This window comes from Pseudomonas sp. XP2, assembly GCF_053557975.1.
The window spans coordinates 75,748-102,577 of record NZ_JBNRIK010000012.1; the positions used below are offsets into that span (position 1 = coordinate 75,748).

A 26,830-nucleotide genomic window follows, 5' to 3' on the forward strand; every position below is an offset into this window, starting at 1 on the left:
CCAGGCAAAAAAATCGCCAGCCTTAAGGCCATGACACTCAATCAAGCATCCTGGGGCCGCGTTGCGGCCCTAAAATGCTCAACTACCGGCATCAGGCTTCAGGCAGCCTCGACGCGCGTCCAGTAGCGGCTGAAGCGACGAATGCGCACAGGCAGCGTGGTCGTGAGGTTTTCCAGGACGATATCGATGTCGCCCAAGTGAAACGCCCCGGACAGTCGCAACCCACCCACGGCCTCATCACAGCCCAGGTACCCGGGCCGATACCGCTGCAGTTCGCTGACAACATCGGCGAGGCGCCAGTCATCCACGATCAACATCTCGCGGGACCAAGCGTCTGCCATCGCCGCTAGCGGTGTCACGTTGCCGGTTTTCCCCGCGCTGAATTCCAGCTGTTGCCCGGCCTCTACCCGCACAGACGCCATGGCAAGTGCACTGCGCACCTCCACGGCATGCTGCAATACACAGACCCGCACAAGGTCGTTGTCGCAGCGCACGATGAAGCGCGTACCGAGTGCGCGGACGCTACCCTGCCCGGTATGCACGACGAAAGGCCGAGACAATGCATCCGAGGCGGTTTGCACCAGAATCTCTCCTTTGAGCAACTCAAGGGCCCGCCACTCGCCGTTGTAGCGAATATCAACAGCAGTGTCGGTGTTCAGGCGCAACTGGGTCCCATCGTCCAGCCGCAACGAACGCTGCTGGCCAACGCCTGTGCGCACATCGGCTGTCAACCGTGCAACGATGCCATCCTGCAACACCCCCCCCCTGTCGCGCTCCCGACCAGCAGCACTGAAAGCACCTTGAGGACCTCACGTCGCTTGGCCCTGGCACTGGTTAACGTCGGCCGTGCAATGCCGGGCGTCACCTGCGCCAGCTTGCCCTGCAAGCGTGCCAGGCGCTCCCAGGCCAGCAAGTGTTGCGGGTTACTCGACAACCAGCGCTGGTGCGCCGCTCGCAGGGTGTCATCCGCCCCGCAGCGCAGCTCGACATACCAGCGTGCGGCAGCCTCCAGTGTATCGCGGTCCAATGGTTCGGCCGCCATGGTTCAGGCCTCGGCCAGCATCAGGCAATGGGTCAGCGCCCGCACTGCATGCTTTTTGACAGTAGTGAGCGAAACATCCAGGCGCCGCGCAATTTCCACATAGCTCAAGCCATCGAGCTGGGCCATGAGGAAGATCTCGCGGGTACGCGAGCCCAGCCCGTCGAGTAGCCGATCGATTTCCAGCAGCGTCTCGATGATCAGCAGGCGCGCCTCCGGCGAAACTTCTACAGGCTCAGGCCGTGCCGCGAGGGTTTCCAGGTAGGCCTGCTCCACGGCACGCCGCCGAAACATGTCGATCATCAGGCTGCGGGCAATACTGCTCAGATAAGCCCGTGGCTGTTGCAGCTCGGCCGCCTTGCGCAGGGTCAGTACCCGCATGAACGTGTCCTGGGCCAGGTCGGCCGCATGCTCCACACACCCGAGCTTGCGGCGCAGCCACCCGCACAACCAGGAATGGTGGTCCTCGTAAAGCGTGTGCACGGCTTTTTGCAGGGAAGGGTCAGCACAGGACATGGTAGAACCGATGAGAGCGTCTTTAATAATGACTCTCATTTAACCTGAGTCTGACCGGATTTCGCAATTGCTTTGCGCAGCGGTCATGGGAAACCAAGGTCTTCGGCCAGGCCCAAGAACGCTGAGCTGACGATGCGCCATCGCAGGTGGTCAGCCAGGTTCCACTCGGCCCGCATCAGGATGCCTTGCCCATCGAGGGCCCAGTTCAGGGCGACCTCGCCATCGTTTGTGCTCAGGCTGCCGCGCACTTTCACCGACTCGCTCTGCTTGCCGCGGCTGAGCCGCCAGATGCCGAACGCGGCATCGTTCTGGCGCAACACGATGCAGTTGTGGCTGGCCAGGTCTTTTGGTGCTTCAGGGGTGCCGTGGGCCTCCAGGTAAGCGGGCGCCGCGCACAACCGGCGGCGGTTGGCAGCGATCTTGCGCGCGATCAGGCGCGAATCAGGCAGCTCACCAAAGCGAATGGCCACATCGATAGTAGAGCGTGCGGAGTGGCAGGACCTGGGCATGCCGGAGCCCCTTTGGGTGAACCGTGTTCGCGAGTTCGGGCCGCTGATCATCTCCATCGATACCAAGGGCAACAACCTGTTCGAGCAGAACAAGGCCCGCTTCAACGAACGTAAAGGGGCAGTGATCGAGAAGATCATCAGCCAGGTGCGCTTCATCAAATAACCAAGCCACTTTCGGGCCGCTGTGCGGCCCCAAGACAAGCAAATCAAGCCTTCGACAGTTCGCCAATCTTCTCCAGCCGCGCCCGCACGATGTTGCGGCTGATGTTCAGCAACCGCCCTGTCTGCAACTGGTTGCCGTGGCAATACCGATACGCCGCCCTGAACACCGTCTCCTCAATATGCTCATACAAATTCGGCACGTTCTGCTCGAACAACGCCAGCAACGCGCTTTCCAGGTCAGGCGGTGCCGCGCTCGCTGCCGGCAAATACGCATGGGCCGCAGGCGCCGCCACCTGTGGCCGCATATCGACCAGGTGCAGGTCCGCCGGCGCCACCACCTGATACCGGCACACCAGCAACGCATGGTGAATGGCGTTTTCCAGCTCGCGGATGTTGCCCGGCCAGCTATGCGCCAGCAATTTGCGTTCGGCATCCGGGCTCAACGAAGCACGCTCGTAACCCAGGCGTCGGCAATGTTCCTCGATGAAGAATTCCGCCAGCGGCAGGATGTCCCCCGGCCGCTCGCGCAACGGCGGCAAGCGAATCGTCGCCACATGCAGGCGGTAGAACAGGTCTTCACGAAAGTGCCCCGCCACCACCGCATCGGCCAGATTGACGTTGGTCGCCGCCACCAGCCGGACATTGATCGGAATTGGCGTTCGTGAACCCAGGCGCACCACTTCACGCTCCTGTAGCACCCGCAGCAACTTCACCTGCATGTTCAGCGGCAGGTCACCGATTTCATCCAGGAACAACGTGCCGCCATTAGCCGCCTCGAACCAGCCAGCCTTGTTACTGGTGGCGCCCGTAAACGCGCCTTTTTCGTGGCCAAACAGCTCGCTCTCCACCAAGGTTTCGGCAAAGGCACCGCAGTTGACTGCCACGAATGGCTCACGCCCACGGCGGCTAAGGTGGTGGATATGACGGGCGACCAGCTCCTTGCCGGTGCCGGTTTCGCCGATGATCAGGGTGTTGGCCTCGCTGGGCGCCAGGCGCTCGATGCGGCTGAGCAGTTCCTGGGAGCGCGGGTCCTTGAACACGAGCACGGTGGCACGTACCGACTTGGTCAGCTCGCGGGCATTGGGGTGGGTGATCAGCGACATAGGGGCATTCCTGGCAGTTGACGCGCAGGCCCATAGTGCATGAAACAAATTAGATCAAAAAATTATTAATTAATATTTAGATATTCGAATTAAGAATATTCAAATTTTCAGCAGCTGATTGCTGCCACAGCAGCAACCCGTCAGCACTCCCCTGCCCGCCGATCAGCAGACCTTGCCTTGCACACCTAGGTGCTCATGGCTGGAGGCCCTGTAAATAGGGGGCTTGCGCCACTTCAAGGCATGCTGGCATGCATTTCGCTCCTGGCCTGTAGAACCTTTGCCTGGAGCTGCACATGAACAATCCCTGGCGTAATGCCCTCGCCCTGCTGGGCGGCCTGTTCCTTAGCCTGACTGCGCTGGCCGCCGAGCCACCGGCGGCGGTGCGCATCGCCATTGTTGCCTTCACCCAGGGTGGCGCCCCGGTGTTCGGCGGCATCCCGGGGCGGGTGATTGAAGAAGGCTGGCTGGAACAGCAACTGGCCGCCCGCGGCGTGAAACTGCAATGGACCGCCCTGCCGCATGCCGGCGCCGGGCCGCAGATCAACGAAGGCTTCAGCAACGACAGCCTGGACTTTGCCGTACGCGGCGACCTGCCCTCGGTCATCGCCGGCGCCGGCCAGGTGCCGGGCAAGCTGGTGGTACCGGGTGGCAGCGGCAACAACATCTACCTGGTAGTACCGAGCGACTCGACGGTGCGCAGCATTCAGGACCTCAAAGGCAAGCGCCTGGCTTTGCACCGCGGCCGCCCATGGGAGTTCGCCTTCAGCAATTTCCTGCAAAGCCAGGGCCTGGCACTCAGTGATTTCAAGATCGCCAACCTCAACCCGCAAGTAGGCGCGGCTGCGGTGTCCGCCGGCAAGGTCGACGCTGCCGTGCTGCTCAACGAAGCCTATGCCCTGGAAGACAAAGGCGTGGCGCGCATCCTCTGGTCGACCAAGCAAGGCGCCAACGACTGGCGGCTGGTGTCGGACCTGTGGGGCACTGACCGCTTCGTGCAGCAGCACGCCGACCTGACGCAGCTGGTGGCCACCGCCTGGGTGCGCGCCGCCTGGTGGATTTCTCAGGAGCAGAACCGCGACGCCTACTACGGGTTGTCTTCGCGCGCCGGTGTGAGCGAAAGCGTGCTGCGCCGGGACGACCAGGACGACCCGGTCGTGTGGAAGGCGCGCTGGGCACCGAAAAGCGATGCCCAGCTCAAGGCCCACTACGACGCCCTGGGCCAGTACGCCCTGGCCAACCGGCTGATCCGCACGCCCTACGACATTACCAGCGACCTGGCCACAGGCTTTACCCGCCAGGCGCTGATCGACCTGCAACTGACCCACTACTGGCCGTCCCTCGACGCCCAGATCAGCCAACAACCTTGAGAGCCTTACCCATGAAACTGCCTGCTTCGCTCGTCTTCGGCCTCAGCGCCCTGGCCCTGTCCATCGGTGCCATGGCCGCCGAAACCTACGCACCCAAACCTGATCCGCAGCAGGGCGATGGCCGTGTGTCGGCCTTCTACACCTGGAGCAAGGCCATCCCCGGCACGCCCGGTAAACTGCTGCGCAGCGAACCGCTGGACCAGGCACTCAGCCTGCCCAACGCAGCCAGCGCGCAACGCATTCTCTACACCTCGCTGGATGGTATCGACGGCAAGACCCCGATCGTGGTGTCCGGCGCACTGTTCATTCCCAAAGGCCAGGCACCGGCAGGCGGCTGGCCGGTCGCCAGCTGGGGCCACGGCACCGTCGGCGTGGCAGATATCTGCGCACCGTCCTGGGCTGGCCGCAGCTACCGCGATGTGCAATACCTCAACCGCTGGCTCGATGAGGGCTACGCCATCGTCGCCACCGACTACCAAGGCCTCGGTGTACCGGGTGGCCACCCGCTGCTGAACAACCGCATGGCCGCCTACGGCATTCTCGATGCGGCCAAGGCGGTGGTCGCCGGCGTGCCAGGGCTGGCAGACAAGGTGCTGATCATTGGCCAGTCGCAAGGCGGCGCCGGGGCCTTTGCCGCCGGTGCCTATGCGGCGACCTATGCGCCCAAGCTGGGCGTCAAGGGCAGTATCGGTACGGGGGTGATCTACACCGTGGGCTCGAAGAATGTCGGTGAACAAGACCAGGACAAGGTCGACCCGGCCCTGGCCTATGGCTTCTACACCCTGCTGGCTGCGCAGCAGTACGACCCAAGCATCGACCCGCGCGACTTCTACACCGACAAGGCCTTGCCGCTGTTCGAGCAGGCGCGCACCAGCTGCCTGTCAGCCTTGGTCAGCGACGTGGTCGGCACAGGCCTGACCCCGGCCAACGCCAAGAAAGACTACAAGGGCGACCAGCTCAAGCCATGGCTGGCGCAGGTGTCGTACCCGACCCTGAAACTGGCCCAGCCGATCTTCATCGGCACCGGCGCCGAGGACAAGACCCCCGCCGCCGCTACACAGGTGGCGCTGATGCAGGACGCCTGCAAGGCCGGCTCGGTGGTGCAGGGCCACCTTTACAAGGGCCTGGGCCACAGCGAAACGGTGAATGCCTCGCTGAAGGACTCGATCCCCTTCGCCCGCCAGGTCATCAGCGGCCAGCCGGTCACCCCCAATTGCAGCCCAAGCGTCCAGTAAGGAGGCCAACCCATGAGCATCGAATTCTTCACCCGCCTGCCCTTGCATGGCGAAACCCAGTTCCTCCCCGGCGACCCGCGCAACCGCGGCGACTGGCATGCGGGCGGGCCCAGCACCGGTGCGGTGTCGGGGTTTGCGGTGGGTGATCACTTCACCTATATCGACTACCTCGGTCAAATCACCCGCGCCGCTGAAATAAACGGCTTTGGCGGCGCACTGATGGTCAACGCCCCCACCGGCGAAGAGCCATGGACGGTGTGCTCGCTGCTGGCCCGGGAAACCCGCACGCTGAAATTCGTCACCGCGTTCCAGCCCTATCACTACACCCCGTGGGTGGCCGTGCAACAGGCCGCGACCTACCAGCGCGCCACCGGCAACCGGCTGGTGTGGAACATCATCAACGGCGGTTCCGATGCCATCCAGCGCCAGGTGGGCGACTTTGAAGACCATGACCAGCGCTACGCCCGTGCCACCGAATTCATGGACGTGGTCCGCGGCTATTGGCACAACGAGCAGTTCCACTACGAAGGCACCTACTACCGCGCCGAGGGCGGTGGCCTGCGCGGCCCGCTGAAAAAGGCCGAGCTGCCGCTGATCTGCACCGCAGGCTCGTCGGTGGCAGCGCGCGAGTTCGCCGCCAAGCACGCCGATTTCTACCTGATGCGCGCCGAGCACCCGGACGAGATCGCCGCGCTGATCGCCGACATCCGCGCCCGGGCGCTGAAGTGGGGCCGTACCGACATCCGCTTTGGCCTGTCCATCGACGTGATCGCACGCGAGACCGAAGCAGCCGCGCTGGCCGAGGCCAAGCGCTTCTTCGACGAAGGCGTGGCCAAAGGCACGGTCAAGGCCCGCGCCGCCCACGCCGGCCTGCGCACGGCGCGCAAACTGAGCTACGAGCACGGCTACAGCGACCAGGACCAGCAGCAGGCCTTTGACGACTTCTTCATCCACCCCAATGTTTGGACCGGTTTCGGCTACATCGGCATCCCGCCGGGCTGCGCACTGGTGGGCAGCTACACCAACGTGGTGGCGCGTATCCGCGAGTATCACGGCATCGGTGTCGATCTATTCTTCCTTGCCGGCTACCCGCACCTGGAAGAGGCCTACCGCATCGGCGAACACATCCTGCCGCACTTCCGTGCGCAGCGCGCAGCCCTTGCCCGCCCGGCAGCCGAACCCGTGCAACTGCACGCCAGCAACGGGGCCTGACGCCATGGCCAGGGACGGTTACCCACTGAGCCGGCGCGGCTTCCTCGGCCACGCTGGCGTGCTGGCGGGCGGGCTGCTGGCCGGCTGCGGCCCCGCCGACAGCCCCACCCACGCTGCAGCCGACCAGCCGCGCCACGGCGGGCGCTTGCGCCTGGGCATCATCGACGGCAACCAGAGCGGCAACCTCGACGCCCACAAGCCCATCGGCAGCGGCATCGTGCGTGGCTTTGCCCTGTACAGCAAACTGTGGGAATGGGACGAGCAGATGCAGCCGCGCCTGGCCCTGGCCGAGTTCGCCGAGCCCAATGCCGATGCCAGCAGCTGGACCTTGCGGCTGAAACCGGGGCTGGAATTCCACCACGGCAAGACCATCGACGCCGACGACCTGATCTTTTCCATCCGCCGGCTCACCGACCCGCAGCTGGCCTCGCCCTATGCGGCACTGCTGCACTGGGTAGACCGCGACAACCTGGTCAAGCTGGACGACCGCACCGTACGCCTGGGCTTTCGCGAGGGGCGCAGCTACCTGCCGCTGGCAGAAACCTGGGTCAACTTCGGCGGCATCGTACCGGTGGACTACCACCCGGTCACCAACCCGGTCGGTGCCGGGCCGTACAAATTGAAAAGCTTCACCCCAGGCCAGCGCTCGCTGTTCACCCGCTTCGACAACTACTACAAGCCCGGGAAGCCCTACGCCGATGAACTGGAGATCATCGACTTCAAGGACCAGACCGGCCGCCTGGCAGCGTTGCGTGCGGGGCAAATCGACATGGCCAACGTCATGTCCACCGAGCACTTGCAGGTACTGCAGGCCGACCCTCGGCTGCGGCTGCTGAAATCGGTGAGCGGCAACTGGCTGTCGTTCGACATGAACACCGCCAAGGCGCCCTTCAACGACCCGCGCGTACGGGAAGCATTCCGCCTGCTGGCCGACCGTGACGAATTGGTGCGCCGTGCGCTGAATGGCCAGGGCCGGGTGGCGAACGACCTGTATGCACCCTTCGACCCCACCTTCGACCACAGCCTTGGCCCGCGCCCTCATGACCCGCAGCGTGCGGCGCAGTTGCTGCGCCAGGCCGGCCATGAACAGTTGCAGGTGGATCTGGTGACCACACCAGGGCCGGGGCTGGCTTCGGCCCTGGTATTGGCCGAGCAGGCCCGACGTATCGGCGTGACCCTGAACGTGCGCCAGGTCGACCTGGCCACCTTCCAGGGCCCGCAGCGCGACGACTGGACCTTGAGTACCGGCGGCAGCATCGGTGCGCCGTTCCTGGCCAGTGCCATCCACACCGACGCGCCGTTTGCTGTAGCCAACAAGACCCACTTCCACGACCGCGAATTCAGTGAGGCCTTCCTCGCCGCCATGGCCCAGCCGGACCTGGAGCAACGCAAAGCGCTGGTACACCGGGCGCAACGCATTCAGTACGAGCGCGGCGGCATGCTGATATGGGGCTTTGCCGACCTGCTCGACAGCGTCAGCACCCGCGTGGGGGGCGCGCAGGCCGAGCAGTCGCTGTTCAGTACCTGGCGGTTCGAGAGCCTGTGGCTGAAAACCTGATCCGCCCCAAGACAGCCTATTCCCCTGTGGGAGCGGGCTTGTCCCGCGAATAGGCCCGCCTGGACACCAGAGGTGCATGGCCAGGGCTTCGCCCTGGTTCGCGGGACAAGCCCGCTCCCACAGAACCTCCTGACAGGCTTGAGAGATACCCACCCAACCGCAGGCGCGGCTGCGCCCTCGCTTCTCCCACATTCCTGCTATTGAACGAGGCCCAGCCAATGCCCCGCGTGACCTTGCTGCACCCCAAATTCCCGCCCAGCGCCCTGGCGCTGGCCATGCTGGCCGCCAGCGCGCCGCTGGCCCACGCCCAAGACACCCAACTGCAAACCGTCACGGTGCAGGCCGAACAGACTGACGACGATGCCCTGCCCACCCGACCGCCCGCCTCGATCTATGGCGGCCTGGAAGCCAAGGTGCTGGACACCCCGCGCTCAGTCACCCAGATCAACGCCGAGCAACTGGCCAACGACCCGATCCGCAGCTCCGACGACCTGGTCAAGTACGCCCCCGGCATCACCCGCGGCGGTGGCCAGAACGCCGGCATCGCCCCGCAGATGCGCGGGCAGAATACCGAGGTGTTCCAGGATGGCCAGCGCGCCTACGGGGTGCGCCACCCGGCCAACTTCAACGCCTACGAAGGCGCCGACATCGTCGCCGGGCCTTCGTCGGTGACCTACGGCTCGGTCAGCGGCAGTGGCGGCTACGTCAACTACCTGAGCAAGAAGCCTGACTTCAACCGTTTCCGCACCAAGCTCAGCGGCGAAATCGGCAGCTGGATCCCCGATGGCGAATCACGCGATGCCACCAAGTTCAGCATCGACAACACCGGCCCGCTGACGGACAACCTGGCTTACCGGGTGAGCATCACCCGCCAGCGCCAGGAAGACTTCTACGACAATGTCGAGAACAACTTCGACGCCTTCTACGGCGCGCTGGCCTGGCGCAACGACAACCTGCGGGTGGACTGGAACGCCGCCTACGACGACTACTTCGACTACAACATCACCCACGGCTGGAACCGCGCCACCCAGGACCTGGTCGACCACGGCAAGTACTACGCCGGCCGCGCCACACCGGTCATCCAGAACGGCAATACACTGTGGTCGCCAGTGCTGTCCTCCGGTGCCTCCGATGCCCAGGTGCTGGGCTGGGTGCAACGCCAGCGCAATGCCCAGGGCCAGTACCAGGTGGTCAACGGCAGCTTCCAGGGCGCGTCACCCAATACGCAGGCCAACCCCGGCAGCCTGCGGGGCTGGGTCTATGACCCGTCGCTGGCGGGCAACGGCCTGACCTCCTTGTCGTCACAAACCGGCCAGCGTGCGCAGGACGAAAACCGTTCGCGGCGCTTTACCACGCAACTGCGCATCGAAGGCGACCTGACCCCGTCGATCACCTTGGCCAACAGCACCTTCTACCAGCACTCCACCGACACCACCGATGCCGTCGGGGCGTTCCAGGTGCAGGGCAAGGACGACATCTTCGACAACCGCTTCGAATTCCGCGCACGTGGCCAGTGGCAACTGGGCGACCTGACCCTGGTCGACGACAGCAACACCGGGCTGATCTACCGCCGCGAGCGCAATGAGTCGATCGCCGCCAACAACAGCTTCGGCAGCACCATCAACGCCTATGACCTGACCCTCGACCCCACCTTGAAAAACCCCGGCGACCTGCTCGGCCTGAGCGGCCGCAACCCCGCCGGTGGCAACGCCGCCTGGATCGGCCAACCCGGTGTGCCGCAGCTTTCCAGCTACTACGGCTGGCTCAACCTGCCCGCCATGTACCCGGCCGGGCACGGTCTGTATGCAGAATCGGTGGCGCCCTACACCGCCGACAGCACCTGGACCACCCAGACGCTGTTCAGCCAGCACAACCTGCGCCTGGGTGAACGTGTGGGCCTGAACGTGGGCGCCAGCCGCAGCTGGATCGACGCCCGCATCGAAAACCCGTTCGTGCTGACCGGCGGCAACCCGCGCAAGGACTCGGATAATTACCGGCTGTTCTCGGTGCAGGTCAGTCCCTATTTCAAACCCACGGAAAACAGCACGCTGTACTACACGTTCGACCGTTCCCTCGCAGTGAATACCGGCTTCTTCACCAACGGCCTGGGCTGGGGCAGCGGCACGGGGGCCAACCAGCTCAACCCACTGGCCTTCGAGAGCCTGAGCGTGTTGCATGAGGTCGGTTTGAAGGTGGAGGCTGTGCCCGACCAGCTGTTCTTCACCCTGGCTGCCTACAAGCAGGCCCGTGACCAGTCGCCGGACAGCAACAACAACATTGCCCGGCTGATCGTCAAAGGCTGGGAAGCCACCCTGCGCTACCAGGACCAGCACCTGCGCGGCGGCCTCAACCTCAGCCGCATCAGCGCCTACAACGAGTTCACCAGCCAGGCCGGGTTTGCCTCGGCCGGCTTCATCCCCGACAACGGCACTGTGTTTGGCGAAAACAACAGCCTCAACCAGCGCCCGGCCGGCAAGTTCGATGCGGTGCAGATCCCCGAATACAACGCTGGCGGGTATGTCGACTACCGCTTCGACTCAGGGTTTGGCGTTGAGCTTTCCGGCTGGTGGACCAGCAGCTGGTACCTGAACCTGAGCAAGACGGTGAAAGTGCCGGACGAATACAACCTCGATCTTGCCGTGTACTACCGCCAGCCGCAGTGGGGCGTGACGGTGCGCATGCTCAACGTCACCGACGAGCTGAATTTCGTCAGTGGCCTGGCCGGGTCCACCAATACCTTTCTGCAACCGATGCCGGGCCGCACGCTGCTGGCCCAGGTCGATTACCAATTCTGATTCCTCCTCAACCTGAAAGGCCTTAGCCATGTCCATTGAATTTGTCGGCATGATCTTCCCCCGCCAGTGGTCCGAGACCCGTGGCGTACGCACACCCGACTTCGACCTGCCATTCATCCGTCACCACGCCCGCGCCCATGAGCATGCCGGGTTCGACCGGGTGCTGATCGCCAGCGGCCCTGGCAGCGCCGACAGCCTGCAGATTGCCGCCTATGCTGCCGCGCACACCGAACGCCTGGGTTTCATGATTGCCCACCGCCCGGCGCTGACCGCGCCGACGGTGGCCGCACGGGCATTCGCCACGCTCGACCACACCACCGGCGGCGGGCGCATCCGCCTGCATGCAATCACCGGTATCACCGCCGAGCCGCAAGAGGGGGACACGCTGCTGGACAAGACCGAGCGCTACCGGCGTGCCGACGAATACCTGGAGATTGTCCGCCGCACCTGGACGGCCGAGGCGCCGTTCGACTTCGAGGGCCGCTACTTCAATATCAAGGGTGCCTTTTCACCGGTGAAGCCGCTGCAGCAGCCGCATATCCCGATTTCCTTCGGAGGCTCGTCCGACATCGCCTACCAGATCGCCGTCAAGCATGCGGATCTGTATGCGCTGTGGGGGGAACCGCTGAGCGGCGTCGCCGAGCAGATCGGCAAACTCAAGGCTGCCGCCAACGCCGCAGGGGTGGCAGCGCCAAGGGTCAGCCTGTCGGTGCGGCTGATCCTGGGTGCCACCGAGGAGCAGGCCTGGCAGCGTGCCGAACAGATCCTCGCGCAGATCAAGGCCAACCCGCAATTTGCGGCTAACAGCCCTTGGCAGAAACGCATCAAGGGCACCGGTTCTGAACGCCTGCTGGCAGCCGCCGCCCGTGCCGACCGACATGATCGGGCGTTGTGGATGCCGACGGCGACGGCGGTGGGTGCCTATGGCGATACCACCGCACTGGTGGGCACGCCGGAGACCGTGGCCCAGGCGTTGCTCGATTATGTCGACCTTGGGGTGACCACCTTTCTCAACCGGGGCTATGACCCGCTGTATGACACGGTGGATTACGGGCGCTGGGTGATACCGGCGGTGCGCGAGGAAGTTCGACGGCGCCAGGCTCGGTTTGTGGGGTGAAGGTGGGGGGTATGGCTATGGGGTGCATCTGGTTTGCCGGGTGCATGCCTTGGGTTGTTTGGCGCCTGTGAGATCGAGCGCCGCCCGCGCGGCGCATCGCGACGCAAGGCCGCTCCCACATCTGTTTCGGGCCAATTACTCCTGTGACATGGGCGCGCGTCCCCTTGGCGCCCACCTCAATATCGAGACGGGCCAACAAGGCGGTCGCGCGCATTGGTACAGGTATGACTGGCCCGAAACAGATGTGGGAGCGGCCTTGCGTCGCGATGCGCCGCGCGGGCGGCGCTCGGTCTCACAGGCGCTGCATACCCCAAGGCAAGCACCTAGAGGCCAACACGCAACCTGGGCGAATGCTCCACCAGCGTGCGGGTATAAGCATCAACCGGCCGCCCCAGCACCTGATCGGCAATGCCCTGCTCCACCACCCGCCCCTGGCGCAACACCAGCACGCGGTCGGCAATCGCCCGCACCACCCCAAGGTCATGGGTGACGAACAGCAAGGTCAACCCCTCCCCCTGCAAGCGCTGCAACAAGGCCAGTATCGATGCCTGCACCGACACATCCAGCGCCGAGGTGATCTCGTCACATACCAGCAACTTCGGCTCGCAGATCAACGCCCTGGCTATCGCCACCCGCTGGCGTTCACCACCAGACAAGCTATGCGGATACAAGTCGGCCACACGCGCCGGTAGCGACACCCGCTCCAGCACGGCCTCGACCCGCTCGCGCGCTTTACCACCGCGCACCCCGAAAAAGTGCGCCAACGGCGCGCTGAGCGTTTGCCCGATGGTCTGCCTCGGGTTCAAGGCCCTATAGGGGTTCTGGAACACATACTGGATCTGGTGACGCAGCCCCGCATCACGTTCGCGCGCGGCAAACGCCAAAGGCGCGCCGGCGTAACTGAGTTGCCCCTGAACGTTTTCGCCCAGCCCGGCAATGGCCCTGGCCAGGCTGGTCTTGCCCGAACCCGACTCGCCCACCAGCGCCAGGCACTCCCCTTGCCTCACCCGCAGAGACACATCGAACAACACCTGGCGATCGTAAGCTACGTCCAGCCCCTGCACCTCCAGCAACACCGCTGCGCCCGGCGCAGCAGCCGCCTCGACAGCCGCTTCACCGAGGGGCAGCGGCTCTCGGTGCGGCACCAGGCAGGCCACTCGATGCCCGCCGTCATGCGCCAGCAACGACGGCTCGATCACTGAACACTCTGCACGACGCCTGCCGCAGCGCGGCGCAAACGCACAGCCATCCGGGCGCTGCCCCGGTGCCGGTGCATGCCCGGCAATCGCCTGCAAGGGCTGGCGCCGGGCAATGTCAGGTATGGCCGCGAGCAAAGCGCGAGTGTAGGGATGCGACGGCGCGCGGAACAACGCCTCACGCCCGGCCACTTCCACCAGCCGCCCGGCGTACATCACCATCACCCGGTCGACCAGGTCACGCACCACCGCCAGGTCATGGGTGACGTACAGCGCCGCCACACCTTGGTCACGGCACAGGCGCTTGAGGGTCTGCAGCACATGGGCCTGGGTGGTAACGTCCAGTGCGGTGGTGGGCTCGTCGAGTACGATCAGCTTTGGCCGCAAGACGAACGCCAGCGCCAGCATCACCCGCTGTTGCTGCCCGCCAGACAGTTGATGCGCAAAACGCCGCAGGAAGCCGTCGTCATCGGGCAAGCCCACATCCAGCAGGGTTTCGCCGATGCGCTGGCGCACCGCTTCACGCGACAGCGCAGGCTGGTGCGCCAAGAGGGTTTCACGCAGCAAAGCCCCCAGGCGCAGCGCAGGGTTCAGCGCCGTGGCCGGGTCCTGGGCGACGTAGCCGACCAGCCCGCCACGGGCCAGGCGCAAGGCCTCACCTTCGAGCTCGAGCAGCGACTGCCCGGCCACCACCACTTGCCCGCCAACGATACGCGCACCCTGCCGGGCATGGCGCAGCAACGCCGTGGCCAAGGTGGTCTTGCCCGAGCCGGACTCACCCACCAGGCCAACAATCTCGCCCGCTGCAACGCTGAAGGACACCTCGGCCAGCACATCGACCTGCCCGGCCAGCTCTACCCGCAGGTCGCTGACTTGCAACACTTCACTGGCCACATTCAACAGCGCGCTCATGGCTGCTTCTCCCCAATCCTTGCACTGGCCCGGCCAACCCCTTCGGCCAGGATGTTGGTGCCATAGGCAAACACCCCGATCAGCAATGCAGGTGCCAGTACGGCCCAGGGCTGCACCAGCAGGCCGGCCTGGTTTTCGTTGATCATCAAACCCCAGTCGGCCGCTGGCGGTGCCACCCCGTAGCCCAGAAAACTCAAGCCGGACAGCATGCCCACCGCCCAGGTCAGCATGTTGCCGAAGTGCACCAGCAGGGGCGTGAGGATGTTCGGCAGGATTTCATGAAAGAGGATGCGCCAACGCGGGTAACCCATCATCTGCGCCGCCTCCACGTACTCCTGCCCGGCGACCGCCACGGCACTGCCGCGGGCCAGGCGGACAACCCCCGGGGTAAAAGCGATGGCCACGGTCAGCACGATCAGCCAAGGTGCACGGCCGAGCATGGACACGATCAGCAGCACCAGGATCAGGTCCGGGAACGCCAGCGATACGTCCGCCGCCCAGCTGATCGCCTGGTCCAGGCGCCTGCGCGAGAAGCCGGCCAACAGGCCCAGGCTGCCGCCAACCAGCAATGCGAGGGTGGCTGCTGCCACCGACATCCACAGCACCGACAGGCCGCCGCTGAGCAACCGCGAGAGCAGGTCGTGGCCCAGAAAATCGTGCCCCAGCGGTGCCCCGGCAGCCGGGGGGCCGTACACCGGCCCGACCATCGCCGTGGGCGCATGAGGTGCCAGCCAGGGGCCAAAAGCGGCCAGCAGCGCCACCATCAAGGTGATTACAGCGCCACGCCGCACCTGTGGGTCGGCCAGCCAACGGGATTCAATCATGGGTCGCCTCCTGGGCAGGGGTGCTGCGCGCGCGTCGCCACCAAGGCCGAATGCCGCGCCGGATACGGCGGATCATCCGCACCCGGCGCGCCGTGCGCAGCTTGGGGGTGAGCAATACGGTCAGCAGGTCGGCCAGCAGGTTGATCAGCACCACCGCCACGGTGATGACCAGCACCACGCCCTGGATCATCGGCAAGTCGCGCATCTGGATCGCCGCATTCAACGCAGTGCCAATACCGGGGTAGCTGAAAATCACCTCGGCCAGCAATGCACCGCCGACCAGCGTGCGCAGGGTCAGTGCCACGCCCTGGATCGCCGGGGTCAGGGCATTGGGCAACGTGTGCCGCCAGACGATGCGCCGCTCGGGGACACCCCGCAGCCGCGCGGCAATCACATACTCGGACTCCAGCGCCTCGATCATCGAGGCCCGCACCATGCGCGTGAGGTACGGCAAGGCCGTCAGGCTCAGGGCCAGCACCGGTAGCACCAGTGACGGCCACTGCCGCCACAACGGCAACTGCGGGTCGAGGATCGACACCGCCGGCAGCCAGCCCATGCCCGGCATTGAAAACAGCAACACCAGGCCGATGGCCAGCAGAAAGCCCGGCGTGGCCTTGAGCAGAATCAACGCCGACAGGCCCCAGCGGTCCAGCCGGCTGTCGCGGCGCAGGGCCAGGCTCACCCCCAACAGCAAGGCCACCGGCACCACCAGTGCCAACACCCCGGCCAGCAGGGCAAGGGTGTGGCCCAACCGGCCGAACAGCAGTTGTGCCACCGGCACCTGTGAGTCCAGTGAAATGCCCAGGTCCCCGCGTAATGCTGCGCCTAGCCAGCGCAGGTACTGCACCAGAATCGGCTGGTCGAGGCCCAGTTGCCGTTGCAGGGTGAGGATGCTTTCCAGCGGCGCATCTGGGCCGAGAATCACCCGCGCAGGGTCAGAAGGCAGTGCCTGGGTGGCGATGAACACCACCAGGCTGATCACCCAGGCCGTGAGCAACCCGTAACCGAGGCGGCCGATGAACCAGGCCAGCCAGGCCGGCGTGCGGGGCGTGTGTCGAGGATCAGGCATTGGGGTTCAACCAGAGTTCGTCAAAGCGCCAGGAGGCGAAGGTGGTCTGTTCCGGGGCAAGCCCGCCAACCCTGGACGACGCCGCATCGAGCACGTCGGAAAAGCCCCAGATCAGCAACCCGCCACGTTCGTGCTGGATGGCCTGGGCTTCATGCACCAAGGCCCTGCGCCGCGCCAGGTCGGGCTGGGCCAGGGCTTGCTGGAACAGTTCGGTAAAGCGCGGGTCGTGGAAGTTGCTGCGGTTGTAGATGGCCTGCGGCGCATCGTTGTGCAGCGCCGAGGCGAGAAAGCCGCGCGCCGGGGTCGACCCGGGCGACAGCTGCCATTGCTCACGTTGCGGGCCGTTGAAAACGGACCCGTCCACCTGGTTGACCTTCACCTGCACCCCGGCCTTAAGGGCCTGCTGGGCAAACACCAGCGCGGCGTTGACGCCAGGCCCTGGCGTGGTGGTCAGTTCCACACGCAAATCGTCCTGCCCCGCCTGGCGCAGCAGCGAACGGGCCTGGTCCAGCGCGTAAGGGCGCTGGGCAATGGCGTGGTTGAAGGTGGGGTCGTGAGGCGAATACAAGTCGTTGGCCACCCGGCCAAAGCCATTGAGCCCACGCGCCACCAGCTCCTGACGGTCGGCCAACAGGCGGAATGCCTGACGCACCCGTACATCCTGGAACGGCGCCTTGGCCAGGTTCAGGTTGAAGCCGGTGAACGAGGTGCTCGGCGAGGCGTACAGCCGCAGCCGTGGGTCGGCCTTGAGCAGTGCACTGTGCTCAGCCTGTACACCACTGGCCACATCGATCTGCCCGGCGCGCAGCGCTGCGGCCCGCGACACCTGGTCCTTGAATTCGATGATTTCCAGCTCGTCCGCGTAGGGGCGATTGGGCTTGTAGTAGTTTTCAAAACGGGTGTAGAGCGAGCGCTGGCCAGGTATGAAGCTTTTCAGCCGGTATGGCCCGGCGCCCACCGGGTTGGTCACCGGGTGGTAGTCGGTGGGCACGATGCCGCCGAAGCTGATCAACGTTTCATCGAGCGGGTAGAAGCTTTGCCCCTGCTTGAAACGTATTTCAATTGTGCGCTCGTCCAGTTTGCGCAGTGCCTGCCGATCGATAGCGCCGACCAGCCCGGCGAAGGGCGAGGCCAGCTGCGGGTCGGTCAGGCGCAGGATCGAGAACAGCATGTCGTCGGCGGTGATGCTTTTGCCGTGGTGAAACTCCAGCCCAGGCTTGAGGCGGATGGTCCAGGCGCTGGCGTCGGCATTCGGCTCGGCGAACTCGGCCAGTGCCAGGCGCGTGCTGACGTCGGCGTTCCATTCCCAGCACTTGGCGTACAGCGCCCAGCCCCGGATGATGCCGCCGCCCACCGGCTTGTGCGCATCAAGGTTGCCGGCCTGGTCGCCATCAATAATGCCCACCCGCAAGCGCCCACCGTGCACCGGCGTGCCCGGCAGCGCCGCACTGGCCGCTGAAGACGCGCCGCTGTCGCAGCCACTGAGCAGCCCCCCCAGCAGCAAGCTGCCGCCAACGGCCAGGCTGTTGCCGAGAAACACCCGGCGCGAAAACAGCTCGCTCATGACCTTCTCCTTACGCCGGTTGCGCCACGCCGGGCTTGCTGACTGCGCCCAGGCGCGGCACCTCGAAGCCATGGTCCAGGTCAAGCAGCGGGAACAGCAGGTCTGCCACCCGGTGCGCCTCATCGATCAGCGGGAAGCCTGACAGGATGAATGCCGACGTGCCCTGGGCCTCGTATTCACGGATGCGTTCGGCGACCTGTTCGGCGCTACCCACCAGGTACGTGCCGGCTGCCGGGCCGAGGATGTTGAAGCCGAACAGGCTGGGGCCCAGCCAGACGTTGGGGTAGATCTCCAGCTCGCGGGCGGTGGGCAGCCGCCCGGCGCGGAGGCTGTCGAGGTTGCGCTGGATGCGCGGGTCGTCGCTGACGTAGCTGTCGAAGGTTTGCCCCGGCGGCAACTGGCGTTCGATGGCCGCGCGCGCGGTGGCCAGCGAGGTGCGCTGCAACAGGCGCTCGGCATGGGCCCAGGCCTCTTCCTCGGTTTCGCGCACGATCACTTGCAGGCGGGTGCCGTAGGTCAGCTCACGGCCAATCTTCGCCGCCTCGGCCGCTACCCGGCGGAACTTGTCGCCGAGCTTTTGCGGGGTGTCGGCGAAGCTCAGGTACACGTCCAGCAACTGCACCGAATGGGCCACGCCCGGTGCCGACGTGCCGGCGCCCCACAACGGAATGCCGGGCTTTTGCTTCGGTGGGTGCCAACCGCCCAGCGGGTGATGGGCGGCGGCCGGCGAACGGGGTGAAAGCTTGACGTAGCGGCCGTCGTAACCCGCCGTTTCACCGGCGTAGAAACTCTGGAAGGCGCGCCAGTATTCCAGGCTGAAGTCGTAGCGTTCATCGTGCGGGTAGTGCACGCCCAAGGTAGCCAGGCCGGCATCGTTGCCGTTGACCACGTTGAACAGCAGGCGGCCGTTGGAGAACTGGTCGAAGGTGAGCGCCCATTTAGCCAGCACCGCTGGCGACAACTCCCCCGGGTGCTGGGCGACCAGAAAGCGCAGGCGCGTGGTGGCGTCGATCAGTGCTGCCGACACGGCCAGGCTTTCGTTGGGGCTTGAGCCGAGCAGCGAGCCGTAGAAGCCCAGACGGTCAGCGGCGATGGCCAGTTGCTTGAGGTGTTCGAAATCGGTGTGCCAGCGGCCTTCGGGCTCCCAGGGATAGGGGCCGTCGGGGGTGGTGAGGTACCAAAGGATTTTGACTGCCATGGGGCTGGGTCCTTTTCAGATGAGGTGTTTGAGGGCAGGCCTCTGGGGCTGCTGCGCAGCCCTATCGCGACGCAAGGCCGCTCCCACATTGGTCGGCGTACGCGGGCCTTGTGGGAGCGGCCTTGTGTCGCGATAGGGGCGCAAAGCGCCCCCAGCGATCGCATCAGTTGCGCCGATCGATGCCAGGCACCAGGCCCAATTCGGTAGCACGGTCGTACAACCCGCTCATCTTCCATTGCTGGGTCAGCACCCCTGGCCCGTAAGGCCGCGACCCGCCCAGGGCATCAGCCAGCAACTGGATCTGCGCCCCCTCCTCCAGCAACAGGATGAACTCCGCCGTGGCCCGCAGCCCCTGCTTGCCCCACACCGTGGAGCCGCCGTTGGCTTCCAGGATGGCCAGGTTGAACGGGTTCTCGGCAATCTTGTCGAGGATGAAGTCCACCTCGGCCTGGCGCCGGTCGATGTACACCGGCAGCTCGCGGGCCAGCTGATAGCGTTGCACCGGCACGTAGTGGAACGGCAAGGTGCGGTGGGTTTGCGCCCAGGCACCGAGGTACGGGCTGTGCACGTGCGACACGGTGGTGACGTCGGCGTGGGTCTGGAACAGCTTGGTGTAACGCCCCAAACCGCCTTTACCTTTGCCGACGATGACGTTGCCCGCAAAATCGGTGACGGTGGCCTGCAGCGGCTTGCGATGGTTCCACGGCCCGCCGTAATTCACCGACACCAGCAGCTCTTCACCCTGCACACGTTCGATGAAGCCAACCGTGCCATTGGCGGTAATGGTGTTGGTTTCGCGAAAGACGCTGAAGGCCGCTTCAGCGTCGGCCACTACCTGGTCGATAAAGGCTTGCAGTTCGGCAGTGACAGGGCGTTCGTTGATCAGTACGGTCATGTTCAATCTCCAGTCAGGTCAGGCGCGGCGTTGGGCCAGCAGTTCATGGGCAGCTTGCAGAGGCCGCGGGTCGACCCAGTCGGCAATGGCGAAATCGGCTTCGAGGAAACCGTGCAGGTACAGAAAGTCCTTTTGAGTGCCGAGGAAGGCCAGGCGCTGTGCGGACAGGTCCGGCGCCAGCGTGGTGTGGAAGTCACCGCGGTAGGCCTCGGCCACACCCTGGCTGCCCGCGCGGGTTTCTTCTTCGAGAATGCGGTTGAGCGCGTCGCGGTTGCCGGCTGCCCACTCGGCGGCACGCAAGGTCTGGGCAAGGAAGCGCACCACCAGGTCGAAATGGTTGTCGAGCAGGCGTTGATGCACGGTGATCGGCCGTGGCGTGCCGTTGTTGATGCGGTGGCGCGGGTCGGGCAGCAGGTCGAGGTCGACGCCCACCACCAGGCCCAGCCGGCGTGCGGCATCGGCTGCTGCCGCGCCCTTCACGTACACGGCATCGACTTCACCGCGCGCCAGGTATTCCAACCCCGACCACAGCCGCTGCAAGCCCAACGCCGGGGTGGCGGCACTGGCCTGGTCGAGCAGGGCCACTTCCACCAGTTGCACGTCATCCAGGTGCAGGCCCGCCGAGGCCAGGGCGCCTTTGTAACCGTGAAGGCTCATGGCCCGGGCAATGCTGCCAGGCCGACTATCGCCCCAGGCCGGCAGCGCCAGGCGTTTGCCGCGCAAGTCGGCGGCGCTGCGGATGCCGGAGTCCGGGCGGACCAGGATGGTTTGCCATTCCTCGATCCAGGTCAGGCCGATCAACCGACTGGGGGAGCCGGCCGCACGTGCCGCCAGCGCCGGCACGTTGCCGCCTTCGCGAAACAACCCGGGCAGTTGGTGATCGTAGTGGTGATGGCCTAGCTGGCGGGCCTCCTGCAAGGTCGAGACAGGCAAGCCATCGGCGGCGAACTCTTGCTCCAGCCAGCCGAGTTTGTAGGCCAGGCCTGAGGCGGTGGGCACAGGGCAGCGGGTGAACCAGATGCGTTCCAGGGCGGATGGGTCGTCTGCCAGGCGGTTTGCTGTGGGGGTTGCGAGGGTCATGGGGTGGCTCCTTGGGCGTCGTGCAAGCACCATTGCAGCGTGCGTGCCAACCGCTGGAGGCCTTGATTTCCGTAGGATTGGCTGTTGTGTCGGAGGGCTGGGTGCTTGGCTGGGAGCAGGATTGCGGGCGGGGTGCTGCCAGATCAGCAACATGACTGCTGCTGAGGCAGCAAAGGCCGCTGGAAGCCACACAGGATGTGGCCTGAGGAGGGGTGGCAAAGATATTGCTCTAGGGCTTGGTACCGCGGTGTGGCCACTCGCGGGCATGCCCGCTCTCACAAGGGCCAGCACAACCCCCAAGGGCAGTGCTGCCTCTGTGGGAGCGGGCAAGCCCGCGAAACAGGCGCACTGGCCCTTCTGACAATTCGAGACCCCACCATGAGTGCCATAGAACCTTCCCCTGCCCGCCGCCTCACCAGCGAAACGGAAGCCATCGAAACCGCCCGCCAGGTCGCCGCGCACATCGCCGAACTGGCCGCCGATCCGCGCAACAACGGCCAGCTCCCCCACCGCCAGGCCGAGCTGTTGTCCAGCAGCGGCCTGACCGCCATCGCGGTGCCCGCCCAGTTCGGCGGCCTCGGTGCCTCGGTGCAGACTGTGGTGGAAACCGTGCGCCTGGTCTCCACCGCCGACGGCGGTGTCGGCCAGCTGCTGCAAATTCACAATGTGATGCTGCGCGGCATCTTTACCGGCTACCCCGACGAAATACGCGACCGGCTGATTGCCGACGTACTCGCTGGCAAGCGCTTTGGCAACGCCCTGGCCGAAGTCGGCGGCAAGAACAAGTTCGCCCTCAAGACCCGCGTCGAGCGCCGCGCCGATGGCCAGTGGGTGCTCAACGGCAGCAAGTTCTACTCGACAGGCTCCTACCTGGCCGAGTGGATCTCGCTGACCGCCGCCAGCGAAGACGGCGGCGTCGGCGTGCTGCTGCACCGCGACACTCCGGGGCTGACCCTGATCGATGACTGGCAAGCCTTTGGCCAGCAGAACTCGGTGAGCGGTACGGTGAATTTCGACAACATCGTGCTCGATGAGCGCTACCTGACCCGCCGCAACGGGCCGATGAAACGCACTGGCCTGACCTTCCCGCAGATCCTCCACGCCGCCATCGACACCGGCATCGCCGCTGGCGCCTTGCAGGCGGCTGTCGAGTACTTGCGCGAGCATGCCCGGGCCTGGGTGGAGAGCGGCGTGGAGCGCGCCAGTGACGAGCCGCATGTCATTCGCCAGGTCGGTGAGTACGCCGTGGCGCTGCGCGGCGCTGAGTCGGTGCTGCGCGAGGCGGCGCGGGTGTTCGACGAACACGAGCGCGACCCGGAGAACAAGGCGTTGCAGGATGAGCTGATCCTGTCGGTCGCTACCGCCCGTGCGCATTCCGATGCTGCATCGCTGAAGATTTCCAGCGACTTGTTCTCGTTGCTGGGGGCCAGCGCTTCGCTGAGCAAGTGGAACCTCGACCGCTTCTGGCGCAATGCCCGGGTGCACACCACCCACGACCCGATCCGCTGGCGGCTGCACAACGTGGGCAACTACTACCTGAACGGGGCAGACCCGGGGGAGTACACGGCGGTGCTTAATGCCAAGGAGAGCCAGGGCGCTACCCGCCGTTGAACCCAGCTGGAGCCGGGGGGGCGCGTCGCGCCCCATTCGCGGCACAAGGCCGCTCCTGCAAGGGCGGTGTCGCATTCTGATCGAGCATCTACATGAACCACCCGCTTCTTCGGGCATTGGCCATCTACCGCGAAATGCCTTGGCGCTTTGCTCTGGTCACTGCCTTGTACATCGCCGGCAACCTCGGCCTGGCCTGGCAGCAGTGGCTGATCGGCCATGCGGTCGATGATGTCAGCGCCGGCCGCGCCGTGCTGCGCCTGGCCGACGGCAGCCTGGACGCCAGCGTGGCCTGGCACTGGTTGTGGCTGCTGCTGGCCATCGCCCTGGGCCGCGGCCTGCTGCAATACGCCGCCGCCGTGCTGTCGCTGGTGCTCAGCCAGGCCCTGCTCACGCGCCTGCGTGAACGCATCCTCAGCCAGGTGCAGCGCCTGCACCTGGGCTATCACTGGCACCACGGCATGGGCGAACTGGTCACCCGCACCACCCGCGATGCCGACAAAGTGCGCGACGCACTGATCACCTTCTGGCGGCAGATCATCGAAACCCCGCTGGTGGTGCTCGTCGCGGTGGGCCTGTTGAGCTGGTACGACCCGCTGCTGGGGCTGGTGCCACTGCTGCTGACCGGCGCCGGGTTATGGCTGTTCGTGGTGCAGACCGATCGCCTGGTCACGCTTGACCGCGCCGTGGGCGCTGCCTATGACCAGGTCAGCCAGGACTTGGCAGAAGGCATCGGTGGGGTGCGGGTGATCAAGGCCTTTGGCCTGGAGCAGCAGCGCATTGCCCGCTTCGCCCGGCAGGTCGAGGTGTTCACCGACCATGCCCGCGCCGCCCTGGCCTACGCCAGTTCACGCATTCCGCTACCGCAGGCGGTGGTGGCGCTGGGGCATGTGTGGATCCTGGTATACGGCGCCCATCGCGTGGCGGCTGGCGCGCTGGGCATCGGCGAGCTGGTCACTTCGCTGCTGGTGGCCACCACGCTGGTGTTCCGCATCGAAGGCATTGGCCGGGTGATGCAGACCTTTGCCGATGCGCGCGCCAGCGCCGAACGTATCTGGCAGCTGCTGGACGAACGCCCGGCCATCGTCGGCAGCCATGCCACCCTGCCCGAGGGGCCGTTGGGGCTGAAGCTGAACCAGGTGCAAGTCAGTGCAGCAGAAGCTGGCCGGCCTATCCTGCAAAATTGCTCGCTGACCCTGCTGCCCGGTGAGGTGGTGGCGCTGGTCGGCGCCACCGGCACGGGTAAAAGCCTACTGGCCAGCCTGCTGCCACGTTTGGCCGATGTACAGCACGGCAGCGTGCAGGTCGGTAGCGACACTGCCGGTTGGTACAACGTACGCGACCTCGACCTTGCCGACCTGCGCCGCCGCGTGCACGTGCTGGCGCAGGAAAGCTTTCTGTTCTCCGACAGCCTGGCCGCCAACCTGCGCATGGCCGCACCACAGGCCAGCGACGCCCGGTTGCGTGAAGCCTTGCGCCTGGCCGCCGCCGAGGACGTGCTGGAGCGCCTGCCCCACGGCCTCGACACCCCGCTAGGCGACCGCGGTGTGACCCTGTCCGGCGGCCAGCGCCAGCGCCTGTGCCTGGCCCGGGCGCTGCTCGGTGCACCCGACATCCTCTGCCTGGACGACGCCACCAGCGCCCTGGATGCCCTGGGCGAACGTCAGGTGCTGCACAACATCCGCCGCCTGCACAGCGCCAGCGGCCAAGGCCCGACCTTGCTGCTGATCACCAGTCGCCTCTCCACCCTGCTGCTGGCCGACCGCGTGCTGATGCTGGAAAACGGCCGCATCACTGCCAATGGCAGCCATGCCGAACTGTGCACGAACAACGCCCATTATCGCGACTTGCTGGGGATCGACCATGACTGATGCGCAGCACACCCCCGCCAGCGATATCGACATCGAGCAGCGCTTGGCCCGCCAGGCGCTGGACCGGGGCATGTTCCACCGCTTGCTGCCGCTGTTGCAGCCCATTCGCGGGCAGATCCTTGCCGTGATCGGCATCGAGCTGCTGCTGGTGTTCACCGTGTTCCTGCGCCCGTGGTTCGTGCGGGAACTGCTGGACAAGGGCCTGGTGCCCAGCGCCGACCACTGGCTGCTCGACGAGCGCCTGGTACTGTGGTTGGGCCTGGGGCTGGCCGCGAGCTGGCTGGGGCGCTTTCTGCTGGCCGGGGTATCGCAGTTCATCGCCGGGCGCGCGGCGATCGGCGTGCTCAATGCCCTGCGGGTGAAAGTGTTCGCCCATGTGCAGGCGCTGTCGGTGAGCTACTTCGACCAGACCCGTGCCGGGCGCATCATTTCCCGTGCCGACCGGGACGTGGATGCGCTGGAGCCGTTGCTCGTGCAAGGCCCGCCCGAGCTACTCGGCGCCCTGCTGCGTTGCGGCCTGGCAGCGGTAATGCTGTGGCGTATCGAGCCCAGCTTCTTTTACAGCCTGGCGGCCACAGTGCCGTTGCTGGCCGTGGCCACTTGGCGCTTCAAGCGCGTGTCGCAACGCAACTGGGCCAAGGTGGCCGAGCAGCGCAGCCGCTTCACCGCGCACTTGGTGGAAAGTGTGAGCGGGGTGCGGCTGATCCAGCAATGCGGGCAAGCGCAGACCAACCAGGCACGCTACCGGCGCCTGCTGGAGGACTTCAACCAGGCGCTGATCCGCGGCAGCCTGCGCGCCGGCTGGTTCGCGCCGTTTACCGCGTTGCTCAGCACCGCCGGCATGGCCGTGCTGTTGCTGGTCGGTGCCCATGGCCTGGCCGAGGGCAAGGTCAGCGTGGGGCAGGTGGCCGAGAGCCTGTTCTACGTGTTCCTGTTCCTTGGCCCGCTGCAAGAGCTGTCAGACCTGTTCGAGCGCTACGCCACCGGCAGCGCTTCAGCCCAGCGCATCTTCCTGCTGCTCGACACCCGCCCGCAAGTGCTCGACCCGCCCGCGCCACACGCCCTGACCCGGGCGCGCGGCCAGGTGGACTTCGACGCGGTCGGCTTTGCCTATACCCCTAACAGCTCGCGCCCGGTGATCGACGGGCTCGACCTGCACATCCGCGCCGGTGAAGTGCTGGCCATCGTCGGCCCCTCCGGGCATGGCAAGAGCACCCTGGTGCAGTTGCTGACGCGTTTCTACGAAGTGCAGCACGGCGCCGTGAAGCTGGACGGCATCGACCTGCGTGCGCTGGCCCAGCATGACTTGCGGCGCAACGTGGGCGTGGTGCTGCAGGACAACGTGCTGTTCAGCGGCAGCATCCTCGACAACCTGCGCCTGGCCGCGCCCGACGCAGACGATGCGCAGTTGGTGGCCGCCGCCCGTGAGCTGGGTGCCGACGAGGTGCTGGAACGTCTGCCGCAGCGCTACCACACCGAAGTCGGCCCGCTGGGCGCGCACCTGAGCCATGGCCAGCGGCAGCTGGTGTGCCTGGTGCGGGCCTACCTGGCCGACCCGGCGGTGCTGGTGCTGGACGAAGCCACCTCGGCGGTGGACGTGCACACCGAGCGGCGTATCCAGCGGGCGCTGCGCAGGCTGTGCCAGGGGCGCACTGCAATCATCATCGCCCACCGCCTGGCGACCATTCGCGATGCCGACCGGATTGCCGTGGTGAAGCATGGTCGGGTGGTGGAACAAGGGGCGCATGCCGATCTGATCGGGCGTAGTGGCGCGTATGCGGCGCTGTACCAAGCGTATCTGCGCAGCGCCGGGGAGGTTGCAACCGAGCAAATCGGGGTCTGACTCGTCGGCCTCTTCGCGGGGCAAGCCCGCTCCCACAGGTATGGCGCCGGACTGACTGACAGCGCCGAACCTGTGGGAGCACCTCTTCGCGGGGCAAGCCCGCTCCCACAGGTATGGCGCCGGACTGACTGACAGCGCCGAACCTGTGGGAGCACCT

The 26,830-nt window shown here is 65.8% G+C and carries 18 protein-coding genes and 3 pseudogenes; 10 read left to right on the forward strand and 11 right to left on the reverse strand.

What is annotated here, in order from left to right; genetic code table 11:
• Positions 1–98: 98 nt before the first annotated feature.
• The 3 genes and pseudogenes from ACK1VC_RS14935 to ACK1VC_RS14945 form a co-directional block, all read right to left on the reverse strand.
• Positions 99–1,042 (reverse strand): annotated as a pseudogene (locus ACK1VC_RS14935) (FecR domain-containing protein).
• Positions 1,043–1,045: 3 nt separating this feature from the next.
• Positions 1,046–1,555, reverse strand: coding sequence for a sigma-70 family RNA polymerase sigma factor (locus ACK1VC_RS14940; RefSeq protein WP_096425903.1), 510 nt, complete (start codon positions 1,553–1,555; stop codon positions 1,046–1,048).
• 140 nt (positions 1,556–1,695) lie between these two features.
• Positions 1,696–2,031, reverse strand: a pseudogene (locus ACK1VC_RS14945) (LysR substrate-binding domain-containing protein); the annotation flags it as partial.
• Between the two features lies 1 nt (position 2,032).
• On the opposite strand from ACK1VC_RS14945, the pseudogene ACK1VC_RS14950 reads away from it, so the two are divergent.
• Positions 2,033–2,227 (forward strand): annotated as a pseudogene (locus tag ACK1VC_RS14950) (L(+)-tartrate dehydratase subunit beta); the annotation flags it as partial.
• Between the two features lie 43 nt (positions 2,228–2,270).
• Here the strand turns inward: ACK1VC_RS14950 and ACK1VC_RS14955 are convergent.
• Positions 2,271–3,329: a sigma-54 interaction domain-containing protein gene (locus ACK1VC_RS14955; protein WP_016486053.1), complete on the reverse strand. Its 1,059-nt coding sequence runs from the start codon at positions 3,327–3,329 to the stop codon at positions 2,271–2,273.
• Positions 3,330–3,622: 293 nt separating this feature from the next.
• On the opposite strand from ACK1VC_RS14955, the gene ACK1VC_RS14960 reads away from it, so the two are divergent.
• The 6 genes from ACK1VC_RS14960 to ACK1VC_RS14985 all read left to right on the forward strand — a co-directional run bounded on the left by ACK1VC_RS14960 (position 3,623) and on the right by ACK1VC_RS14985 (position 12,613).
• Positions 3,623–4,696, forward strand: coding sequence for an ABC transporter substrate-binding protein (locus ACK1VC_RS14960; protein WP_016486052.1), 1,074 nt, complete (start codon positions 3,623–3,625; stop codon positions 4,694–4,696).
• Positions 4,697–4,707: 11 nt separating this feature from the next.
• On the forward strand, positions 4,708–5,931 hold the full coding sequence (locus ACK1VC_RS14965; RefSeq protein ID WP_016486051.1) for a lipase family protein: 1,224 nt from the start codon (positions 4,708–4,710) through the stop codon (positions 5,929–5,931).
• Positions 5,932–5,943: 12 nt separating this feature from the next.
• A complete protein-coding gene (locus ACK1VC_RS14970) occupies positions 5,944–7,143 on the forward strand; it encodes an LLM class flavin-dependent oxidoreductase (protein ID WP_096425901.1) in 1,200 nt (399 codons plus the stop codon).
• Between the two features lie 4 nt (positions 7,144–7,147).
• Positions 7,148–8,701: an ABC transporter substrate-binding protein gene (locus tag ACK1VC_RS14975; protein WP_060516375.1), complete on the forward strand. Its 1,554-nt coding sequence runs from the start codon at positions 7,148–7,150 to the stop codon at positions 8,699–8,701.
• 218 nt (positions 8,702–8,919) lie between these two features.
• Positions 8,920–11,496, forward strand: coding sequence for a TonB-dependent receptor plug domain-containing protein (locus ACK1VC_RS14980; RefSeq protein ID WP_070086547.1), 2,577 nt, complete (start codon positions 8,920–8,922; stop codon positions 11,494–11,496).
• Between the two features lie 28 nt (positions 11,497–11,524).
• On the forward strand, positions 11,525–12,613 hold the full coding sequence (locus tag ACK1VC_RS14985; protein ID WP_095114850.1) for an LLM class flavin-dependent oxidoreductase: 1,089 nt from the start codon (positions 11,525–11,527) through the stop codon (positions 12,611–12,613).
• Positions 12,614–12,936: 323 nt separating this feature from the next.
• On the opposite strand, the gene ACK1VC_RS14990 is transcribed toward ACK1VC_RS14985, so the two are convergent.
• From ACK1VC_RS14990 to ACK1VC_RS15020, 7 genes are all read right to left on the reverse strand, one after another.
• Positions 12,937–14,721, reverse strand: coding sequence for a dipeptide ABC transporter ATP-binding protein (locus ACK1VC_RS14990; RefSeq protein ID WP_096425900.1), 1,785 nt, complete (start codon positions 14,719–14,721; stop codon positions 12,937–12,939).
• Positions 14,718–15,545 carry an ABC transporter permease gene (locus ACK1VC_RS14995; RefSeq protein WP_070086545.1) on the reverse strand — a complete coding sequence of 276 codons (828 nt, stop codon included), beginning with the start codon at positions 15,543–15,545 and terminating at the stop codon, positions 14,718–14,720. Before ACK1VC_RS14995 ends, ACK1VC_RS14990 begins: the two co-directional genes overlap by 4 nt.
• Positions 15,538–16,614, reverse strand: coding sequence for an ABC transporter permease (locus tag ACK1VC_RS15000; RefSeq protein WP_023049244.1), 1,077 nt, complete (start codon positions 16,612–16,614; stop codon positions 15,538–15,540). The genes ACK1VC_RS14995 and ACK1VC_RS15000 overlap by 8 nt, the downstream gene beginning before the upstream one ends.
• A complete protein-coding gene (locus ACK1VC_RS15005) occupies positions 16,607–18,178 on the reverse strand; it encodes an ABC transporter substrate-binding protein (RefSeq protein ID WP_016486044.1) in 1,572 nt (523 codons plus the stop codon). Before ACK1VC_RS15005 ends, ACK1VC_RS15000 begins: the two co-directional genes overlap by 8 nt.
• A gap of 10 nt (positions 18,179–18,188) precedes the next feature.
• On the reverse strand, positions 18,189–19,376 hold the full coding sequence (locus ACK1VC_RS15010) for an LLM class flavin-dependent oxidoreductase (protein ID WP_016486043.1): 1,188 nt from the start codon (positions 19,374–19,376) through the stop codon (positions 18,189–18,191).
• Positions 19,377–19,539: 163 nt separating this feature from the next.
• Positions 19,540–20,271, reverse strand: a complete 732-nt coding sequence (locus ACK1VC_RS15015; protein WP_191087493.1) for a class II aldolase/adducin family protein — start codon at positions 20,269–20,271, stop codon at positions 19,540–19,542.
• 18 nt (positions 20,272–20,289) lie between these two features.
• Entirely contained in the window at positions 20,290–21,351 is a 1,062-nt protein-coding gene (locus ACK1VC_RS15020) for an ABC transporter substrate-binding protein (RefSeq protein WP_070086544.1), read from the reverse strand.
• Positions 21,352–21,729: 378 nt separating this feature from the next.
• On the opposite strand from ACK1VC_RS15020, the gene ACK1VC_RS15025 reads away from it, so the two are divergent.
• The 3 genes from ACK1VC_RS15025 to ACK1VC_RS15035 all read left to right on the forward strand — a co-directional run bounded on the left by ACK1VC_RS15025 (position 21,730) and on the right by ACK1VC_RS15035 (position 26,673).
• Complete coding sequence (locus tag ACK1VC_RS15025) at positions 21,730–22,962, forward strand: acyl-CoA dehydrogenase family protein (protein WP_016486040.1); 1,233 nt, start codon at positions 21,730–21,732, stop codon at positions 22,960–22,962.
• Positions 22,963–23,054: 92 nt separating this feature from the next.
• Positions 23,055–24,830, forward strand: coding sequence for an ABC transporter ATP-binding protein (locus tag ACK1VC_RS15030; protein WP_219740294.1), 1,776 nt, complete (start codon positions 23,055–23,057; stop codon positions 24,828–24,830).
• On the forward strand, positions 24,823–26,673 hold the full coding sequence (locus tag ACK1VC_RS15035) for an ABC transporter ATP-binding protein (RefSeq protein WP_024717693.1): 1,851 nt from the start codon (positions 24,823–24,825) through the stop codon (positions 26,671–26,673). Before ACK1VC_RS15030 ends, ACK1VC_RS15035 begins: the two co-directional genes overlap by 8 nt.
• Positions 26,674–26,830: the final 157 nt, after the last annotated feature.

Excerpts from the sequence above, each read along its gene's own strand:
- ACK1VC_RS14965 (WP_016486051.1), top strand. The coding sequence starts at position 4,708 with ATGAAACTGCCTGCTTCGCTCGTCTTCGGCCTCAGCGCCCTGGCCCTG.
- ACK1VC_RS14940 (WP_096425903.1), bottom strand. The coding sequence starts at position 1,555 with ATGTCCTGTGCTGACCCTTCCCTGCAAAAAGCCGTGCACACGCTTTAC.
- ACK1VC_RS14970 (WP_096425901.1), top strand. The coding sequence starts at position 5,944 with ATGAGCATCGAATTCTTCACCCGCCTGCCCTTGCATGGCGAAACCCAG.
- ACK1VC_RS14955 (WP_016486053.1), bottom strand. The coding sequence starts at position 3,329 with ATGTCGCTGATCACCCACCCCAATGCCCGCGAGCTGACCAAGTCGGTA.
- ACK1VC_RS14980 (WP_070086547.1), top strand. The coding sequence starts at position 8,920 with ATGCCCCGCGTGACCTTGCTGCACCCCAAATTCCCGCCCAGCGCCCTG.
- ACK1VC_RS14990 (WP_096425900.1), bottom strand. The coding sequence starts at position 14,721 with ATGAGCGCGCTGTTGAATGTGGCCAGTGAAGTGTTGCAAGTCAGCGAC.
- ACK1VC_RS14985 (WP_095114850.1), top strand. The coding sequence starts at position 11,525 with ATGTCCATTGAATTTGTCGGCATGATCTTCCCCCGCCAGTGGTCCGAG.
- ACK1VC_RS15010 (WP_016486043.1), bottom strand. The coding sequence starts at position 19,376 with ATGGCAGTCAAAATCCTTTGGTACCTCACCACCCCCGACGGCCCCTAT.
- ACK1VC_RS15025 (WP_016486040.1), top strand. The coding sequence starts at position 21,730 with ATGAGTGCCATAGAACCTTCCCCTGCCCGCCGCCTCACCAGCGAAACG.
- ACK1VC_RS14995 (WP_070086545.1), bottom strand. The coding sequence starts at position 15,545 with ATGATTGAATCCCGTTGGCTGGCCGACCCACAGGTGCGGCGTGGCGCT.
- ACK1VC_RS14960 (WP_016486052.1), top strand. The coding sequence starts at position 3,623 with ATGAACAATCCCTGGCGTAATGCCCTCGCCCTGCTGGGCGGCCTGTTC.
- ACK1VC_RS15015 (WP_191087493.1), bottom strand. The coding sequence starts at position 20,271 with ATGACCGTACTGATCAACGAACGCCCTGTCACTGCCGAACTGCAAGCC.
- ACK1VC_RS15035 (WP_024717693.1), top strand. The coding sequence starts at position 24,823 with ATGACTGATGCGCAGCACACCCCCGCCAGCGATATCGACATCGAGCAG.
- ACK1VC_RS15020 (WP_070086544.1), bottom strand. The coding sequence starts at position 21,351 with ATGACCCTCGCAACCCCCACAGCAAACCGCCTGGCAGACGACCCATCC.
- ACK1VC_RS15030 (WP_219740294.1), top strand. The coding sequence starts at position 23,055 with ATGAACCACCCGCTTCTTCGGGCATTGGCCATCTACCGCGAAATGCCT.
- ACK1VC_RS15000 (WP_023049244.1), bottom strand. The coding sequence starts at position 16,614 with ATGCCTGATCCTCGACACACGCCCCGCACGCCGGCCTGGCTGGCCTGG.
- ACK1VC_RS14975 (WP_060516375.1), top strand. The coding sequence starts at position 7,148 with ATGGCCAGGGACGGTTACCCACTGAGCCGGCGCGGCTTCCTCGGCCAC.
- ACK1VC_RS15005 (WP_016486044.1), bottom strand. The coding sequence starts at position 18,178 with ATGAGCGAGCTGTTTTCGCGCCGGGTGTTTCTCGGCAACAGCCTGGCC.